This is a genomic window from Bacteroides sp. AF20-13LB, from assembly GCF_003603065.1.
Lineage (GTDB): Bacteria > Bacteroidota > Bacteroidia > Bacteroidales > Bacteroidaceae > Bacteroides > Bacteroides uniformis.
Map to the genome: position 1 here is coordinate 30,732 of NZ_QTMH01000002.1, position 15,290 is coordinate 46,021.

14 protein-coding genes are annotated in these 15,290 nt (G+C 49.4%); 2 read left to right on the forward strand and 12 right to left on the reverse strand.

Features of this window, described 5'->3' with window-relative positions; genetic code table 11:
* Positions 1 to 52 precede the first annotated feature (52 nt).
* From DWX62_RS02335 to DWX62_RS02365, 4 genes are all read right to left on the reverse strand, one after another.
* Complete coding sequence (locus DWX62_RS02335; protein WP_165852451.1) at positions 53 to 502, reverse strand: DUF4890 domain-containing protein; 450 nt, start codon at positions 500 to 502, stop codon at positions 53 to 55.
* Positions 503 to 638: 136 nt separating this feature from the next.
* Entirely contained in the window at positions 639 to 866 is a 228-nt protein-coding gene (locus DWX62_RS02340; RefSeq protein ID WP_005831704.1) for a DUF4248 domain-containing protein, read from the reverse strand.
* A 126-nt stretch (positions 867 to 992) separates the two neighbouring features.
* Positions 993 to 1,472: an HU family DNA-binding protein gene (locus DWX62_RS02345; protein ID WP_009038158.1), complete on the reverse strand. Its 480-nt coding sequence runs from the start codon at positions 1,470 to 1,472 to the stop codon at positions 993 to 995.
* A 942-nt stretch (positions 1,473 to 2,414) separates the two neighbouring features.
* Positions 2,415 to 3,035 (reverse strand): DsbA family protein, encoded by a 621-nt coding sequence (locus tag DWX62_RS02365; RefSeq protein ID WP_057255663.1) that lies wholly within the window; start codon positions 3,033 to 3,035, stop codon positions 2,415 to 2,417.
* A gap of 293 nt (positions 3,036 to 3,328) precedes the next feature.
* Between DWX62_RS02365 and DWX62_RS02370 the strand changes: the two genes are divergently transcribed.
* Entirely contained in the window at positions 3,329 to 4,837 is a 1,509-nt protein-coding gene (locus DWX62_RS02370) for a DUF3843 family protein (protein ID WP_232058979.1), read from the forward strand.
* A gap of 51 nt (positions 4,838 to 4,888) precedes the next feature.
* Here the strand turns inward: DWX62_RS02370 and DWX62_RS02375 are convergent, their stop codons facing one another.
* Both DWX62_RS02375 and DWX62_RS02380 read right to left on the reverse strand, forming a co-directional pair.
* Complete coding sequence (locus DWX62_RS02375) at positions 4,889 to 5,575, reverse strand: TrkA family potassium uptake protein (protein ID WP_005832653.1); 687 nt, start codon at positions 5,573 to 5,575, stop codon at positions 4,889 to 4,891.
* A gap of 5 nt (positions 5,576 to 5,580) precedes the next feature.
* Positions 5,581 to 7,410, reverse strand: coding sequence for a potassium transporter TrkG (locus DWX62_RS02380; RefSeq protein ID WP_022401997.1), 1,830 nt, complete (start codon positions 7,408 to 7,410; stop codon positions 5,581 to 5,583).
* Between the two features lie 133 nt (positions 7,411 to 7,543).
* On the opposite strand from DWX62_RS02380, the gene DWX62_RS02385 reads away from it, so the two are divergent.
* A complete protein-coding gene (locus DWX62_RS02385; RefSeq protein WP_005831725.1) occupies positions 7,544 to 8,911 on the forward strand; it encodes a TrpB-like pyridoxal phosphate-dependent enzyme in 1,368 nt (455 codons plus the stop codon).
* Here DWX62_RS02385 and DWX62_RS02390 read toward each other — a convergent pair.
* From DWX62_RS02390 to DWX62_RS02415, 6 genes are all read right to left on the reverse strand, one after another.
* Complete coding sequence (locus DWX62_RS02390) at positions 8,908 to 10,506, reverse strand: ClC family H(+)/Cl(-) exchange transporter (protein ID WP_008665015.1); 1,599 nt, start codon at positions 10,504 to 10,506, stop codon at positions 8,908 to 8,910. The two genes, DWX62_RS02385 and DWX62_RS02390, sit on opposite strands and share 4 nt — an antisense overlap.
* Positions 10,507 to 10,578: 72 nt before the next feature.
* Positions 10,579 to 10,755: a DUF4250 domain-containing protein gene (locus DWX62_RS02395; RefSeq protein WP_005832662.1), complete on the reverse strand. Its 177-nt coding sequence runs from the start codon at positions 10,753 to 10,755 to the stop codon at positions 10,579 to 10,581.
* Between the two features lie 119 nt (positions 10,756 to 10,874).
* Complete coding sequence (locus DWX62_RS02400; protein ID WP_005831730.1) at positions 10,875 to 12,428, reverse strand: carboxypeptidase-like regulatory domain-containing protein; 1,554 nt, start codon at positions 12,426 to 12,428, stop codon at positions 10,875 to 10,877.
* A complete protein-coding gene (locus tag DWX62_RS02405; RefSeq protein WP_005831732.1) occupies positions 12,425 to 13,285 on the reverse strand; it encodes a FecR domain-containing protein in 861 nt (286 codons plus the stop codon). The genes DWX62_RS02400 and DWX62_RS02405 overlap by 4 nt, the downstream gene beginning before the upstream one ends.
* Positions 13,282 to 13,833 (reverse strand): RNA polymerase sigma-70 factor, encoded by a 552-nt coding sequence (locus tag DWX62_RS02410; RefSeq protein WP_120172560.1) that lies wholly within the window; start codon positions 13,831 to 13,833, stop codon positions 13,282 to 13,284. Before DWX62_RS02410 ends, DWX62_RS02405 begins: the two co-directional genes overlap by 4 nt.
* Before the next feature lie 54 nt (positions 13,834 to 13,887).
* On the reverse strand, positions 13,888 to 15,150 hold the full coding sequence (locus tag DWX62_RS02415) for a carboxypeptidase-like regulatory domain-containing protein (RefSeq protein WP_117680887.1): 1,263 nt from the start codon (positions 15,148 to 15,150) through the stop codon (positions 13,888 to 13,890).
* Positions 15,151 to 15,290: the final 140 nt, after the last annotated feature.

Consider the following 15,290-nt stretch of genomic DNA (forward strand, 5'->3'; position numbering starts at 1 on the left):
TTTTTAGTAGTTGACCGGACAAAAATAGTACAAATTGAATGCAATAGAAAATTTATTTTCTTTTAGATTCCATTTTTGCTTTTCTATCCTGCACTTTCTTGCTGTATGCAGCATATTGTTCTTCCGTCATAATCTTCCGGAGTTGTGAATCATAAGCAATACGGGCAGTCTTCATCTCTTCACGCTTCTTTTCCATCTCCGCTTTTTTCTGCGCGCGTTGCTCATCCGTCAATTGATGGCGCTTACCATCTCTCTTATGATGCTTGTGTGCTTTGGCACGATGCATCGGCATATCTCCCATTTTCTCAACCAATGCCAGATTTGCCTCCAGCAGTTGTTGTTTCTGCATATCGTTCAAGGAGTACTCTTTCACCATCCGTTCCGTCATGCGCTCGGCACGGACTTTCGGTTCGGGCATTTTATCACTGTGGCGGGCATGTTGTGCCATTGCCATGCCACCCATCAGGAAGGCGGCCATCCATATCAGAACTATTCTTTTCATCATTTTTCTCTTTTTTTAATTAATACCTTATGTTAGTTATACCTATTGTGTTGCAACGTATCTATGACAAAAACAAAAGCGGGAAGTTTAACCGCAACTTCCCGCTTTAACATAATAAATGAGGTTGAAAAGAATATTAAGGTTCGTCCAGATACTGTACGATAAGACTCACCTGCTTCGGCATGAATGTCCGTGTCCTTACATTGTACCCGGTATGCGCCAAGGCTTCATACAGTTCGTGATTCCGTTTTATCCACCGCGTCAGGGTGCGGATGGCGCAACGTGCAGTAGCATTGGGGCAATAGAGGCATGCCAAATCTTTCTTTTTATAAGTCGTGATACGAAAGCCATTTTCTGTTTCCATAGCAGTTTGTCTGATTTTTAAATGATTGATGTAAAGATACGATATTCAAAAGGCGAAGTCAAGTATTTCAAGGAGAATATGAACCTTTTTCTGAGAAAGTTCATATTCTCCTTATTTACAGAATGTTTATCCTAACGGATTTTCTCCCTGGTCGCCATCGGAACCGCCGCCATCCGGATTTGGTTTGGAGCTACCCCCGCCAGAAACGGTGCCGTTGCCCGACCAATCCATCTTCTCTACGCTGGCGCGGGTCAGCATATCCTTAAAGTAGAAGCCCGGGGTGAAGATAATCTTGCGGCGATAAATCGTGCTTGCCTTCACATCTTCCAGCTTGTCCTGGCTCTTGGCGTTGATGCCGGGACGGAAACAGCCGAACTCACCCAGCTGTACCGAAAATCCCTTGTTGATATCCATATTCAAGGTGTCGATCAATCCGTCCAGCACCAACTTCACCACACCGCGAGGCGCCATGCCTATCTTGGAAACCTCGTCGCATAAATCCTTAAAACCTACCACACCCAAAGTTTTCATCTGCGCCACGTACTTTTCCGTTTTTGTCTCGTCAAAACCGAATACTCTCTTTTTTACTTCATAATTCAAAGCCATAGTTTTTTAATTTTAAATTGATTAATAAAAGTCGGTCTTGTTCGCTCGTCAGTCTGCAAAACCAGTTTCTTTGTGACCACGATGCAAAGATACAACGGGCAGAAAACGGGGTGGTGCTTTAACGGAGGTTTAAGGAGGTTTTCGTAGGATAAAAAAGGATATTGGAGAAAAAGAAAGGAACTGATAGACAATGACTAAGAAATTTTATTCCTTAATCATACATTGTTTTTATCCTTTACGGCATCTTTAATTGACAGCGTAAAAAAGTTCAAGTTCTTTTCTCTCTGAATTTGCGCTTGCAAACTCCAAACTCTTTTTTCCAAAAAATGGATAGTGGTAGTTTCGTGAGCCGACAGGACATAGGGCAATGCACCTTCCACATGAAATACATTGACCTTCATCTGTCTTTATGGGGTTCTCCGACGCAATGGCACGTGTCGGGCACTCTTCCTGAATAGGACGGCACGCCTACGACCAACAATTCATCGCGTCCCAATCTCAAACCGGGGGATTAAAACATTACTCGTAATGTCATGTTGGATATTATCGGCGTGCAGCTGCTTGACGATACCCTGCACGATGGCTTTGGTAGTAAATGTAGCACTGAAAAAAACAGAATGGACTTTATGTATCTCCATAAATCTTAATTTATCCGATTAAATTTCTAATAACCGTAAATTTATTGGTATCCGTTCAAGGTCAGGCAGAAGAAGTCACTGTCATCATACGGATAATCGTATTCGATGGGGAGTTCTTCTTTCTCTATTTTCTTGAATCCGGCTTTCTCATAAAACAGATGTGCTCTGTCCGTATTCTTGGGGGTGTCGAGAATGATTTGCCTCCAGCTTTTTCAATATGCGGAATAACAGCCCTTTATCCATATTGAGCTCACGGGATATGTCCTTTGCATTTCGATTCGGATGCAAATACACATCTTGAATTTTACCTCTTTCTGGCATACACCACACTCGGCCCCATCCCATGCCTCATCAGCACCCCTTCTTCTATAAACCTATTCAAATCGACAACCGCCTGCTTATAACTACGTCCTGCCAGCCGTGCATACTGGGAGCGATTGATGCAGGGATACTGCTGCAAATACTCATCCAGCAACTGCCAGCGCTGCTCCACGCCCAACGCCTCATCGGCAGACGAAGCAGGCACCGATGCCGATTGCGGACAACGCTCCAACTGCATCTTACCTTTCAAATCCTTATAGAACTCCCTGCCCAGACGGAAATTCAACCCGCGCAAAGCGATGGAGGCAGCACGAAGCTCTTTCTTGTCCGTCGCCTGGCGGGTACAACTCAAAGAGGGGGTGAAGTAACCCAGTTCGCCCAGCTCCACCGTCCAGCCATTGGCAAGGCAGTCGCGCAACTCGTCCATAAAGCCTGCCATCGCTCCTTCCAGCAGGCTGCGGCTGAGGCCGGTGAAAAGATGTACACGCTCGATAAATTCCTTGCGGTCGATGGTGCCCTTGGGGACAAAGCGGGCATAAAGGGATTGTTGCTCGCCGGTCTGGCGGACGTCGGGTTTCTCGAAAAGGTCGTAATACGCACTCATATATATTCTGTTTTTAAATGGTCCTGCAATTCCGTCATTTCTTCTTCCACGGCATTAAGGAGAAGAAATGCTATTCTTTAATCATTCCACCATGGAGAAAATATCATTCCACCACGGAAGAAAAATCGTTCCACCATGGTGGAACGATTTTTTCCACACGATGGAACGATTTAATAGTAGCATACAAATATACTAATCGAAAGGAGGAAAAACAAGAAAATTCCCATAAAAAACATATCTTTACGCTGGAAATGAAACATATAAAAAATACACACCAAACTCACTTTAGAGTCATGAAGAAAATATATCCCAAAAAATGGTTGGAACTGCATCCGTACAAGCAGACAAACAGCGTTGACCAGTACTACGTCGGCATTGCAAACGAAATCCACAAAAGACTTTACTCTTCAACGATAGCCGACGCCTTCGAAGAAGAGGAAAACATACGCTATACAAGCCTCTGCCTCGCCGCATGGTTTGAGGACGTCATCTCCCAGACCGGCATCTGGCAGGCATTCACTGCCGAGTGCCGGAAGCGATACGGAGCCTATCTGCCCTTCTACCCCATCAAAGGCGATTATTTTCCGGATGAAATCAATCTGGAGGACATACGCTTTCTGCTTTGGCACCATATACAATATCTGTGCCGGGGAATAAGCGCCATCAACCCCGAGAATCCCGGAATAGAGCAGACTGCACAAGAGATATACGGACTGCTTGCAGAGGAATACGAAACCGCTCCCGAAAATGAAAGGATGCAGGAATTTCTATACCACTCTGCCATGGGAGAAGAAGACTTCTTCCACTACCGGGAGATACTGGATTGGTTTCACTACCAATGCTACTTCAACATCGAAAATGTCGCCCAATGCCGGGATGAAGCTGAACGGTTGCTGGATGATGAAAAGATTACTCCCGAAATGGCAGAGACCCTCATATATGCCACACGCACCTCACTGACGTTCAAAGGCCGCCGCAACCTGCTGTCGCTGACCTCACCGGAATGGCTGGCTCTCATCGGCAATGCCCATCCCGAACATCAGCTTTGGGGCAAGGTGAAGGTACGGGAAAACAGTTGTTATCTGCTGGAGAAAGAAGATGACAGGTATCTGTACGTCAAAGATTTGTGCAGTGAGGACGAAGGCGAATTCAAGATAACCAAGAAGTCCTTGAACCTTTCGGCCATCCGTAGCCGAGAGGTAGGGAAAAGCACCCTTATCTGCGAACTGATTTATTTTGGCAACGCATGGTGGCAGTGCGGCATGCTTCTCGAGAACAAGTACAACCAGAAAATGGCGGAATATGTGGACGACTTGACGAAACAGAAAGAAAAGACGAATGAAAAGGCTGCATTCCATGATTTCATAAAAGCATCCGGCGGGAAATCTTTTGTATTCTGCCAATCGCAAGAGGAGATTTCTGATTTTCTGCTGAACAAGATGGACTACAATTTGAAAGAAGGCCTGGACATACCACGCATAAATACGGAAAACGGAGCCATGCTGATGGCCAACCCGCACACCGGCCTACATATCCAATTCAAGCTGTGCGAATGCATCAAATCTCCGGACAACCCTAATTATAATAAGGAGGAAGCAGAGAAAAACGCCATTATGTTCATCGTCAACCCAGACATTATCCCCTACCAATTGAGTTGCATCCTGCAAGACGAAGGCATGCTTCCGGATGCTTATCTGAACAGTTTGCAAAGAAAAGAATACGGGCAAGAGTTCATACGCAAGAATGCACACTTCCTGACTGATTATTTCCATTATCGGTGTCGGGAGAAAGACTTTGATTAGTTGAAAATGGGGGGTGAATACCACTTTTGACACATTTCCAACTACCAATTATCATAGTGCTTTCCAGAACTTCTGGAAATCCTTATACCGTCCGTAGCACACTAACTGGTCGCCGGCTTGTATCTGGTCATTTTCCGGCAGTTCGTTCAGTACATTGTGTTGCACATACGAGACGCCCAGGCAATTCTTCAAAGTCTCGGCACGTTTCAAGGCGAGCATCTTCAGGCCAAACTCCTTATCGAGATTCAATTCATTGGCATAATAGCCAATGAACCTGTCCGGAACGGTGAACTTGACTACATAATAATCCGGTGCCACGCGGAAGGTCTCCATATCGGCACCGAATTCCAGCAACTGTACCAGTCCGCGTGCGGCATCCTCCTCGGGAGTAAGAATGCGTTCCAGCTCAAAAGCCTCGAGTACGGAACGGTGGACAGCGTCAATGGCGCGGGCATAGATATGCTGCACCTTCTTCTGCTTCAGCAAAGCCACTACACGGATGGATGCACCGAAATTCTCGCCGATGGCAACAATCACCACATCCACACTGTTCAGCGGCAACACGGACAAGGCCTGCTCGTCCGTAGCGTCGATGACAAAGGCTGTGGCAATCTTTTCCTTCAGACTATCCACCCGGCCGACGCTCACGTCCGCACCTATCACTTCGTGCCCCAGTGCAGAAAGCTCTTCTGCCAGCACGTGACCATAATTCCCTAAACCGATAATAATATACTTCATCTTATTTAATTGATTATAATCTGACCACTCGGATACTGATACTTCGTATGCTTCTTCTGCTTGATGATGCCAAGCATCAGCGTAATTAGTCCCACACGCCCCACAAACATCAGCAGTGCCACCAGCAGCTTGCTGTCGTCTCCCAACCGTGGGGTAAGGTTCAAACTGGACCCCACCGTGCTCAATGCCGACACACACTCGAAGGTAATGGCCAAAAGCGACGTACCCGGCTCCAGCATACTGATGATGAAAACAAACAGCAACAAGACGCCGAACGACATCACCACCGTGGCATTGGAACGACGGATGGAATCATGTGACAGCTCACGGCCAAACACCTCTACCCGTTCCGTGCCGCGCAACACAGCCACCAGATTCAGCACCACTACCGCAAAGGCATTTACCTTGATACCGCCTGCCGTAGACTGTGAACCGCCTCCCACCCACATCAGAAACAGATATATAAGCAATGTCTGTACCCCCAAGCCTGCCAAGTCCACACTGGTAAAGCCTGCCGTACGGGGACACGTGGCATTGAAAAACGCCTGCGTCCACTTGTCGGCCACCGACATGCCGGCGAAGGCGGCATTCCACTCAAAGACAGCAATGCCCACCGTGCCCAGTACCAGCAGCAGGAAGGTGACTATCAGTACAATCTTTGTATTCAGGTTGTACAGATGGTAAAAACGCTTGCCGTCCCAATGCCACGTACGCAGAAAGTGCCACAGACGACGCAGATGGTAAAGAATAATATCCTTGAAATTCACCAGTATGGGGAAACCGATACCCCCCAGAATAATCAGCAGAGATATATAGATGAAGAACGGGTTGTGCCCCGTCATCACCAACGGATTACCCAGATTTCCGGGCAACGTGGAGAATCCCGCATTGCAGAAAGCGGAAATGGCATGAAAAGCGGAAAAGGCCAGCTCTTCCTGAAGGTCCATCCCCATCGTCCCGTGGATGTCTCCCCAGATAGCAAGCATCCCTATTCCTTCAATCACCAGCGTAAAGGCCAGAATATAGACCAGGGTGGAGAGCAGGGAATTTAAGGAATTGGAACTCACCATGTCGCGCACCACCAACTGATTGTACAACGAGGTATTACCCATGAAGAACATGGCAAAGAAGCTCGTCAGTGTCATCACTCCCAGACCGCCTATCTGAATCAGCAGAATGATTACCACAAAACCGGTCGGGGTAAAAGTGGACGCCACATCGACAGACGTCAGCCCCGTGACGCACACCGCACTGGTGGATATGAACAGCGAGTCGACCCACGATATGCCGTTCACCGTGCAGCGCGGCAACATCAACAGCCCCGTGCCTATCATTATGATTATCAGGAAACTTGCAGCCAGAATAAGCGAAGGGTTCGTACGCCGCCCCAGCAACCGTACCAGCCCGTTGGAAAGGCTGAAAAAGGAAAACACCAGCAGCAGGACAAGATGATAGGCCTTGCCATGCAGAAATTCCCAGAACTGCAAGATGGCGCCCTCCTCCTCCGGACGATGGAAAATGACCGGGATAAGAGTCAGATAGAGCAGAATGGTCAGTATCCAGGTGAGCTTACTGAAGGTGCGCCGGGTATCCTTGTATTCCAGCAAAATGCGAAGGGTGACATCTACCAGAAAAACAATCCACACCCCATGGTACAAGCGTTGGAGCTGATGCGCCTCGACCTCTGAAATCGTAAAGCCATGCTCATAGACCACGCCGACAATCAGCAGGATGGAGGCCAAATAAGTGATGGAAGTCATTACTCCCACTGTCATCCGTACGTAAGGGTGAATCCATTTATTTTGATACAAAAGGAATTTATGATAAATCTTCATAAATGCATCGATTAATGAAACGCGGCAAACTTAGACAAATATACCTTGATATACAAAAAACAAAAGGAAAAAGAAATTGGTTCAAAAATAATAGCTACATTTGGGCATTGAATTATTAATAATTTTAACCACTATGAGCAACAAAAAGAAAAGATTCATTCTCCCGGAAGAGGAAATCCCACAGTACTGGTATAACATACAAGCCGATATGGTGAACAAGCCCATGCCACCGCTTCACCCCGGCACCAAGCAACCGCTGAAAGCAGAAGACTTGTATCCCATCTTTGCCGAGGAACTCTGCCGCCAGGAACTGAATCAGACTGACACGTGGATTGAAATCCCCGAAGAGGTCCGCGAAATGTACAAATACTACCGCAGCACTCCGCTAGTGCGCGCTTATGGATTGGAGAAAGCGCTCGGCACACCGGCACATATCTACTTCAAGAACGAGAGCGTCAGCCCGATGGGCTCGCACAAGCTGAACTCCGCCATCCCACAGGCATACTATTGCAAGCAGGAGGGAGTGACTAACGTGACCACCGAAACCGGTGCCGGACAATGGGGAGCTTCCCTGGCATATGCCGCCCGCCTCTTCGGACTGGAAGCCGCTGTCTATCAGGTAAAAATCAGTTACGAGCAAAAGCCCTACCGCCGCAGCATCATGCAGACATTCGGTGCGCAGGTTACCCCGTCTCCCTCCATGTCTACCCGCGCCGGAAAAGATATACTGACCGCCCATCCCAACTATCAGGGCTCGCTGGGAACAGCCATTTCCGAAGCCATAGAGCTGGCACAGACCACTCCCAACTGCAAATATACCCTCGGCTCCGTATTGAGCCACGTGGCCCTGCACCAGACCGTCATCGGACTGGAAGCCGAAAAGCAGATGGAAATGGCGGGTGAATATCCCGACACCGTCATCGCCTGCTTCGGAGGAGGTTCCAACTTTGGCGGTATCGCCTTCCCCTTCATGCGCCACAACATCCTCGAAGGAAAGAAAACACGCTTTGTCGCCGCCGAACCTGCCTCATGTCCGAAGCTGACACGCGGCAAATTCCAATACGACTTCGGCGACGAGGCCGGATACACTCCGTTGCTGCCCATGTTTACACTGGGACACAACTTTGCCCCTGCCAATATCCATGCCGGCGGCCTACGCTATCACGGTGCAGGTGTCATCGTATCACAACTGCTGAAAGACGGTTATATGGAAGCGGTGGACATCAAGCAGCTCGAATCATTCGACGCCGGTTGTCTGTTTGCGCAAGCAGAGGGCATCATCCCCGCCCCCGAGTCCTGCCATGCCATTGCCGCCACCATCCGCGAAGCAAACAAATGCAAGGAAACGGGTGAAGAGAAGGTGATTCTGTTCAACCTTTCCGGTCACGGACTTATCGACATGGCATCCTACGACAAGTATTTGTCCGGCGATTTAGTGAATTACGAGCTGACGGATGCCGACATCCAGAAGAATCTGGACGAGATAGGCAATCTGGCTTAATAGATATTCGCCATACTGACAAGCGGTTCATAGAGTTTCTCTATGTCCTGCGAGTCCATCTCAATCTGTACCTGGTCCCCCGGAATCAAACGAGTTCCTGCGGGGACCAGATTTTTTCCATCCCGATGTACATTGATAATGACGCAACGCTCCGGCAGGGACAGTTCGTCCACCAGTTTCCCGTCCAGATAAGAATCCGTCATAATCTCCACTGAAAGCGTATAGCGTTTCTCTTCTTTAAAATCGGGAGCATGAATCATATCTTCATAGAGGGAGACGTTGGAAGGCTTCATTTGCAGAAGTTCCGTAAAATAGTAGGTCAACCCACCAACAACCACCGAAGGGTAAAAGACCTCAAAATGCCCCGTAATCTCCGTAATCAGCACAATGGCCGTGAGCGGTGTACGGACCACGGCCACCAGAAAAGCCGACATGGAAACAAGCATGATATAACTGACATTCTCTTGCCCGATGACACCGTACCTCACTCCTACCAGACCGACAATCTGTCCCAACAACCCTCCCGTAACCAGCGTCGGAATGAAACTGCCGCCCGGCAATCCGGAAGAGACAGAGAAAACGGAAAAGACGAAATGCAGCAACATGACAGCCGTCACCCACATAATCTGCGTACTGCCGTTCTGTGCCTGGGCCAGCAGAAACTGCTCCCCGCCTCCAGTCAGATTGACCTGCATCAGCGAAATGATGTAGGCCACCAGCACCAGATAGAACATCTTGACATACGCCGGAGAATTGACTTTGGCATACACATGCCTGAAAGCATTCATGGTGGAGGAGTAGAACTTCCCGCATACGGAGACAATCACCGCCAATATCAAGAAATACTTCATCTGGACAAAGAAGGCGAAAACCGGTTCCGTTACTTCTATCAGATGGTAAGGATTCACGGGAAAGACCATGCTTGCCACGGCTCCTGCCACAACACCCGCCAGCAAGGTAGTGATGGCCGTCTTAGGGGCATCGAAGCGTTCAATGGATTCTATTACAATGAGCGAGGAAGCCAGTGGCGCTGCAAAAGCCGCAGCGAGCCCCGCTCCCGCCCCGGCTGCCAGCAACTGTTTCTGTTCGCCTTTCAGGATATGGGTCCAGCGAGATACCAGGCTACCCACATAAGAGCCTATCTGCACGGAAGGCCCTTCGCGTCCCAAAGACAGCCCCGCCGAGAAGGACAGAATGCCCCCTACAAACTTGGATACCATCTCGATGAAAGGATGCCGGTAAGTGATGCGCCCGTTAATCACGCCGCGTGTCTGCGGAATACCTCCCCCACCGATAAGCGGCATTTTCCCCACGAGCCACATGACGAAGACGAGAATGCCCCAAGAAAACAGAAAGAGTGGAATGTGCCAGTACCAGGCCGGATGCGAAGCGAAGAAACCACTGCGGAGGTGGAACAGATAATAGAGAAGATAGTGATAGGGTACAGCGACCAGTCCCGTCAGCAAACCGACGAACATGCTGACGAAATACAGCCGGGCATCCACCAGCTTCAACTTCCAGATGTGCCAGCCGCGTACTGTTTTCCAGTTCTTGACCCTCGTCCAAAGACGTTCTGCCTTATCCCATAGTTCCATAACAAAACAACTCCCGTTAACTTGCGCTTTACAACAACAAGCAACGGGAGTTGTTTTATACAGAAACATTATTTACCAAAATCTGTTCTTTGCAGGATTATACTCAAATCCCACGAGCTTCAATTTTCGTACAATGTCCTCTTTCTCTACGTTCATATCCTCGCAGAGCGCGTCCAGCGAAGGATAGAAATCACGCAGTTTCATGTTGATGAAGCTGTACAGCATCACCGGGTCCTCAGGTAATCTCATAGTTACAATCTTTAAATTTAAACTAATACCGGGGACAAAATTACAATAAAAAAACAAAATAGAGATAATTTTAGTGTGGAATATACAACCTACCCGCCGCAAACGATTGAGGGCCATGTTTACGGAGCTTCCGTCTGCTCTATCTTCAGGGAGACCTTCTCGATAATCTTGCCAAGCTCCTCTTCCAGCGGAATCACATTAAAGTCGCCCCAGAAATCGGCATCATACTTGAAGTCGGTTTCAGAGAAGACGGTATGCACCGGCAGCCGTTCCGCACGCGGGAAGCGCGTCACGTTCTCCCCGTCAATCCGGCAGGTCACCATCTCGAACCAGGTATACAGAGTGGGATTACTGAAGAGCATGCGTTTTCTCTTCATCTTGAAGTAAAGGTCGCCACGGATGTGGTGGACATAATAGGTACCGTTCCAGGGTTTGTATGAGACGGTATAGACAAGTTTCTCCGTTGTCAGCCTGATTTTCGGAGCCTGGCGTATCACGAAAAGCCGTGTGGCGGCCTTCACATACCGGGGATGAATCTCGAAGCGGGCACGCAGCAAGGCGCTGTTCTCCGAGTCTATATAGAGTTCTCCGCAGAACAAAGGCTCCTTTACCCCACGTTTCTGCTCAAAATAGACGACGTTGGCAGTACGGTCGTCCACCGATACGATGTCGCCCGAAGTATAGGTATAAAGTTCCTCGCCGGATTCCAGCAAGAGGAAGTCTGGAAGATTCTTCATGATGTCCAACTGCAGACATGCCTCCACCCCGGAGCTGATTTTGGCAAGCACACTGTCCGTCTGCTCCCGGTTATCTATCTTGCTCATCTTGAGCAGTTTCACCTGGTCTTTCTGTCCGGGTTCCATCGTCGGTGATTTGTAGACCTTGAAAACGGCCTCCGTCAGGCTCTGGAACTTGTTCTTCAGTTGTACACCTTCCCGGTAGAAGGTGGTCAGATAGACCGGAGAAGTGGAGCAGTTCCTATCCCGGTGCTCTATCATCTCGCGAAGCAGCTTTTTAGGCTCCACCAAGCGGATAAGCACTTCTTGCAAGGAAATGACTTTCGGCTCAAGGCTCAGGACATTGCTGCGTCCTTCCAAAGCAGAGGCTTCCACCGTTTGCCCCACATAACCCAGATGGGAGAAGGAGAGCATGCAGCGCCTCAACGAGTCGGGCAGGTTGAGCCGGAATTCACCGTTCTGGTTGGTAATGTTACCCAGTGAGGTTCCTTGTGCGATGACCGACGCACTGACGACGGGCTCTCCCGTCTCCTTGTCCAGCAGGATTCCGGCAATGGTGGAATATGCCGGTCGGGGCGGCAGGGGTACCGTTTCTTCCATACTCTTCCTTTCTGCCGCCCGTGTTATCAATATATGGTTGCCTAATACCTTCAATTCGAGGTTCCGGCTGCCGGTTATCCTATGAATGGCCTGCCTCACGGAACACTCCTGCTTCCTGACCCTCACCACTGAGTCGTTATGGATGACCTTACTATCATAGATAAACAGATAGCCGGACTGCTCCGAGACTTTCCCCAACAGCGCATAAACCGTTCCCTTCATTCCAGGCAGCCGGACGATGCGGTCCAGCACATCGCCTCCGTCCGCTCTTGCACTGCCTGCCAGGAAGAAAATGAAGAGTGGCAAATGGAGAATGAAGCATTTCATTGAATTCATTGTTCCGACAATATCAGTCTATTGCCCTGACGTGTACACTTCAAGTCGAACGTCCAGCATATCAGCTCGGCCACAGACTCCGGGGAGTTATTCGAAAATTCGACCGTCAGCCGCCGTTTGCCCAGGGTTGGCGACGCGGCTTCTATCTGCCAGCCGGCAGACTCCTTATTGATGGCACGCAGCACATCCTCCAGGCACTCGTCCTTGAAACGGATGTTGCTGGTGTAGCGGTCAAAGAGCTCCGGATTCTCCGTCTCGCTGACGAGCAGACTGCCCCCCTGCAAGATAACCGTTTCTCCCGCCTCTACAAAGACCGTCTGTTCCTCTTGTTTCAGCAGCACCTTCACCTTCCCGCGCTTCACGGACAAGCTGAAGGGGACCCCTTCATTGCTCCTGACATTGAAAGCCGTGCCCAGTACCTCCACACGCACCCTTGCCGTCTCAATCGTAAAAGCCTGCTCGGGTTTCTTTGCCACATCAAAGAAGGCTTCGCCCTGCAGGTTCACTTCCCGCTTGTCTTCCGCAAAATGTTCAGGATACTTCAGCGTGCTTTCCTGCGCCAGATATACCACCGAACCGTCTTCAAGGGTCTTGACCAGTGTGGGCTTCTCCCGGTTCTCCTCCGTCAGCAAGCTACGACTGTCCCCACCTTGTTCCGGTACGGCCCACCATGCGGCAAAACATACGATTCCGGCAATCACGGCTGCCGAAACGCTCCCCCACTTGAGGTAAAGCCTGCGGTGCGTTGCCGAAGCGTGTTCCGCATCTGCCGGCAGCAGGCAGTCCGTTTCGAAGCGGGCATAAAGCCGTACCCATGCCTCGTCGGTCCTTGTCTTCTTTTTATCTACTTCCATCATTGTGTCCGGATATAATTATCAATTTCATTTCGTAAGGTTCGGAGTACCTTGGTCATTTCCGCTTCCACCGTCTTGACGGACAACGAAAGCGACAAGGCAATCTCTGCATATTTCTTCCCCTCCATGCGGTGCATCCTGAAAATCTGCTGCCGGCGCCGGGGCTGCTTGTCGAGCGTATGCCGGATGAGAGTCCGTAGTTCCTCGTACTCCAAATGCGCGTGGGGGTCGGACGAATAGCCCGGCCCGGACTCCGTACGGACAGATGCCCGATAGCGCTCCTTGACCTCCTGATGCTCACAAAACTGCACGGCTTCATTCCTCACAGAACGGTAGAGATAGCTTTTCACGGACTGGAATACTTGTAACCGCTCCCGATTCTTCCACAGCACGTAGAACAGCTCCTCCACAATTTCCTCGGCGGACGCCGTATCACCCGTGATGCCCGCAGCATACCAGCAAAGGGGGGAATAATACCGGCGGAAGATTCCTTCGAACGCCTTTATATCGCCCTCCTTTATTCTGGCCAGTATCATCAGTTCATTCAGCATACTATGTTGAGGTACAGCTTATCTTCTACAAAGATAAAGAAAACTATCAGATAATCAATTGGATTGCTTCCGCAATTTACTGACTGCATTCTCCAGGGATTCCGTAGGTTCTATGATATTGTAATTCCTCCAGAAGTCTTCGTTCCAATACTCATCCACCAGGTCGTAGAATACCTGCTTCCGTTTGAAGGTATTCTTGTTGGAGATACCGGAGAGAGGGCTTTCCGTCCTGTCGGTCACCACCATTTCGGAAAAAGCGGTGTAGCTGGAGGAGAACAGCCTTTTTTTCCAGTCGCATTTAAAGCGGATGACATTCCGTATATAGTTCAGGTAAGTCTTGGCCCCCTGCTGCTTGTAGGTCACCAGATAGGTGACTTCCTGCGGGCGGAACCGTAAGCCGACGGGCTTCTTATGCAGAATGGCCTCCACTGCCTTCACCCGGTTTGCCATGTCCAGGCCAAACTCGGCACGTGTAAAGGAAAGCCGTTCGTAGTCTATATACAGTTTCCCGATGAACAAGGCATACATCAGGCTGACCCGCGGACGGAAGCTGACCACATACTGCATGCGGTTATCCAGATTGACGGGGTCCTCCATACGGAATTCATAATAGTCCAGATTGTCCGTGCTCAACAGTGCATCGCCATTCTTCACAATGTCCAGATAAAGGGACAGATTGGGGCCTCCCACCACTTTCACAGCCAGCGTGTCACTCTGCTTTTGGCTCAGCAGGCGGCGGCCCTTCAGCAGCTGCACCTTGTCGCGGTCTACATCGCGGGAGTTATAATCCGTCTTATAGACATCCATCACTGCCTCGGATACGCTGATATAGCGACGGCGCTTCTGCACGGTTTCCCGATAGAAGGCGGTCAACATGTTGTCATTGCCAGAATAGTTTACTGGAATTTTCTTGATGGCCTCTTCCACTATGACGCGGGGGTTATTGCCATAGACCACAATCTCGCTCAAAAGATTGGGAGCCGGTATCATCCAGATGGTCAGCTCGCCCGTTTTTTCAAGTTCTTCCAGAGAGAGGTGTGTAGTGAGATAGCCGATATGGGAGACTTCCAGTCCACGGAAAGCTTCCGCTTCCGCTACTTTCAAGGAGAATGTGCCGTCGGCATTGGTCACCGTTCCGATATTGTTGCCGACAACAGAGACGTTCACGTTTTCGAGTTTCTTCCTGCTGTCCTTGTTCTTGACCGTACCAGTGATGACGAGCTCGTTCACTGCCGCGTCCTGCGCCATCAACGGGGTGATACCCGAAGATAAGAATACAAACAAACACCCAAGTGTAAATCCTACAAAGTTTTTCATAAGGCATGTTTTTAAGGGGTTTCTATTAATAAGAGCGGTAAGAAAGATAAAACCCTATGGAATGGAGAGAAAAACACCAAAAAAGTAGTACGTTGATAATCAGAGAGAAATTTTGCCAAGACATTGCCATAGGTTTGGCA